Source organism: Streptomyces sp. NPDC005794 (assembly GCF_042871445.1).
Taxonomy (GTDB): Bacteria; Actinomycetota; Actinomycetes; order Streptomycetales; family Streptomycetaceae; genus Streptomyces.
The window spans coordinates 1-3076 of sequence record NZ_JBIAIN010000057.1; the positions used below are offsets into that span (position 1 = coordinate 1).

Below are 3076 nucleotides of genomic sequence, written 5' to 3' on the forward strand. Positions count from 1 at the left end.
ACCCGTCCGCTCCAGAACATCGACGTCCGTACCGAACACAACCCCCTTCAACGGACGGTCGAGGAACGGATCAAGATGCCCACACACCTCGTCAAAAGCCATGGCGAACACCGGGAACGCCTCATACAACTCACGCCCCATACCCACACGCTGACTACCCTGACCGGTGAAAACCACACCGAGACGGCCCTCGACCACCGCACCCGAGACCACACCGGGAACATCACCACCGGACACCACCGTCTCCAGACCGGCGAGGAACTCCTCCGACTCCCGCCCGAACACGACTGCGCGGTGCTCGTGCAGGGCGCGGGCGGACAGGAGCGTCCAGCCGGCGTCGGCGGGGGCGAGTCCGGTGTGCGCGGCCACGTGCTCCCGCAGCTTCCCGGCCTGCGCGCGCAGGGCCTCGGCGCTGTGAGCCGACACCAGCCACGGCAGGGCGGTGGACGGGGTGACCGGCTCGGGGGCGTCGGCGGGCTCTATTGGCTCCTCGACGGGGGCCTGCTCCACGATGACGTGAGCGTTGGTGCCGCTCACGCCGAACGAGGAGACGCCGGCGCGGCGCGGCGTGCCCTCCTCGCGCTCGGACCACTCGCGAGCCTCGGTCAGCAGTTCGACGGCGCCGACGGACCAGTCGACGTGCGTACTCGGCTGGTCGACGTGCAGCGTCTGCGGCAGGACGCCTTCGCGCATCGCCATGACCATCTTCATGATGCCCGCGACGCCGGCGGCGGCCTGCGTGTGACCGAGGTTGGACTTCACGGACCCCAGCCACAGCGGCCGGTCCTGCGGCCTGTCCTGGCCGTAGGTGGCGATGAGGGCCTGTGCCTCGATCGGGTCGCCGAGCGTGGTTCCCGTGCCGTGGCCCTCCACCGCGTCGATCTCTTCGGGGGCGAGGTGAGCGTTGGCGAGGGCCTGGAGGATGACGCGCTGCTGGGAGGGGCCGTTCGGGGCGGTCAGGCCGTTGCTCGCACCGTCCTGGTTGACGGCGGAACCCCGTACGACCGCGAGGACCTCGTGGCCGTTGCGGCGCGCGTCGGACAGACGCTCCAGGAGCAGCAGACCCGCACCCTCGCCCCAGCCCGTGCCGTCGGCGGCTTCCGCGTACGGCTTGCAGCGGCCGTCGGAGGCGAGGCCGCGCTGCTTGCTGAAGTCGACGAAGGTGCCGGGCGTGAACATCACGGTGACGCCGCCCGCAAGAGCGAGCGAGCACTCGCCCTGCCGCAGCGCCTGGATGGCGAGGTGCAGCGCCACGAGCGAGGAGGAGCAGGCCGTGTCGATGGTGACGGCGGGCCCCTCCAGGCCGAAGGTGTACGCGACGCGGCCGGAGACGATGCTGCTGGACGCGCCGGTGCCGAGGTAGCCCTCGACGTCCTCGGGCACCGAGTGCAGCCGGGAGGCATAGTCGTGGTACATGACACCGGCGAAGACGCCGGTGTGGCTGCCGCGCAGCGAGGCCGGGTCGATGCCCGCCCGCTCGAACAGCTCCCAGGAGATCTCCAGAAGCAGGCGTTGCTGCGGATCGGTGGCCAGCGCCTCGCGGGGCGAGATACCGAAGAACGGGGCGTCGAACCGGTCGGCCTCGTGCAGGAAGCCGCCCACGCGGGCGTAGGTGCTGTCGGAGCCTTGGGCGTCCGGGTCGTGGAGCGCGTCCGCGTTCCAGCCGCGGTCGGTGGGGAAGGGGGTCAGCGCGTCGGTGCCCTCAGCCACGAGCTGCCACAGCTCCTCCGGGGTGCGCACGCCTCCGGGGTAGCGGCAGCTCATCGCGACGATGGCGATGGGCTCCTGGTCCCGCTCCTCCACCTCACGCAGACGGCGACGAGCTTGGCGCAAGTCGGATGTCGTCCGCTTGAGGTAGTCGCGAAGCTTCGCCTCGTTCGACATCTGTCGTCAGCTCCTCGTGGTGTTGATAAAGGCCGCGCTGGTGGCGCTGGTCATGCGGTTCACTTCGGGCCGTTCACCGAGCGCTCCAGGCGCTGCGGGTGCTTCCAGTACTTCGCACACTTCGGGTACGTCTGTTGCTTCGGGCACTGCGAGTGCTGCGGGTGCTGCGGACGGTTCAGGCACAGCGGGTGCTTCCAGCGTTCTGATGGCTGACGGCACGTCAGTCGAGCCCGAGCTCGTCGTCGAGGGCGTTGAAGAGTTCCTCGTCCGAGACCGAGTCCAGGTCCAGGTCGTCTTCCTCCGCTCCCGCACCCGCGGCTCCCTGCCCCTGGGGGGCGCTCCATCGTGAGAGCAGGGTCTGGAGCCGGATGGTGATCTTCGAGTGGGCGATGCTGTCCGCTTCCATCGCCAGCAGGGACGACTCGAGCCGGTCCAGCTCGTCGAGCACCGAGGTCCCGCCGCCGCCCTGGCCGTCGCCCAGGGGCAGCGCCGTGGAGAGGTGGGCCGCGAGGGCGGCCGGGTTCGGGTAGTCGAAGATCAGGGTGGCGGGCAGCCGCAGGCCGGTGGCACCGTTCACCGCGTTGCGCAGTTCGACGGCGGTCAGGGAGTCGAAGCCGAGCTCCCTGAAGGCGCGGTGGACCTCCACGGCCGCTGCGGACTCGTAGCCGAGGACCGCGGCCACATGGGTACAGACCAGCTCGGTGAGCACCTTGTCCCGCTCCGCCTTGTCGAGTCCCGCCAGCTGGGCGAGCAGGGGCGCCTTGCCGGCCGGTGTGACCGCGGCAGCACCGGCCGCGGACCGACGCAGCGGAGCGCGGACCAGGCCGCGCAGCAACGCCGGGACCGCTGACGCGTCCGTTTCCGCGGCGGAGCGCAGGGCGGCGCCGTCCAAGCGGAGGGGCACGAGGGCGGCCGGGGCCTCGAACGCGGTCAGCGTCACCGAGGTGTCCAGGAGGCCGAGGCCTTCGGCCGTGGACAGGGGGGCGATACCGCTGCGGGTCATGCGTTCGCGGTCGGCGTCGGCCAGGGCACCGGTCATGTCACTGTCCTGCGCCCACAGACCCCACGCCAGCGACGTCCCCACCAGGCCCTGGCCTCGACGATACTGAGCCAACGCATCCAAGTAAGCGTTCGCCGCAGCATAATTGGCCTGCCCCGGACCACCGAACACCCCGGAAGCCGAAGAGAACAG

2 protein-coding genes and 1 pseudogene are annotated in these 3076 nt (G+C 70.6%); all 3 read right to left on the reverse strand.

Annotated elements, in window-relative coordinates; genetic code table 11:
* Positions 1–1884: type I polyketide synthase (locus tag ACFYQ5_RS36045; protein WP_389203842.1), on the reverse strand; the 1884-nt coding region annotated here is incomplete at its 3' end.
* Between the two features lie 220 nt (positions 1885–2104).
* Complete coding sequence (locus ACFYQ5_RS36050) at positions 2105–2923, reverse strand: phosphopantetheine-binding protein (RefSeq protein WP_389203844.1); 819 nt, start codon at positions 2921–2923, stop codon at positions 2105–2107.
* A gap of 24 nt (positions 2924–2947) precedes the next feature.
* Positions 2948–3076: pseudogene (locus ACFYQ5_RS36055) on the reverse strand (KR domain-containing protein); the annotation flags it as partial.

Excerpts from the sequence above, each read along its gene's own strand:
- ACFYQ5_RS36050 (WP_389203844.1), bottom strand. The coding sequence starts at position 2,923 with ATGACCGGTGCCCTGGCCGACGCCGACCGCGAACGCATGACCCGCAGC.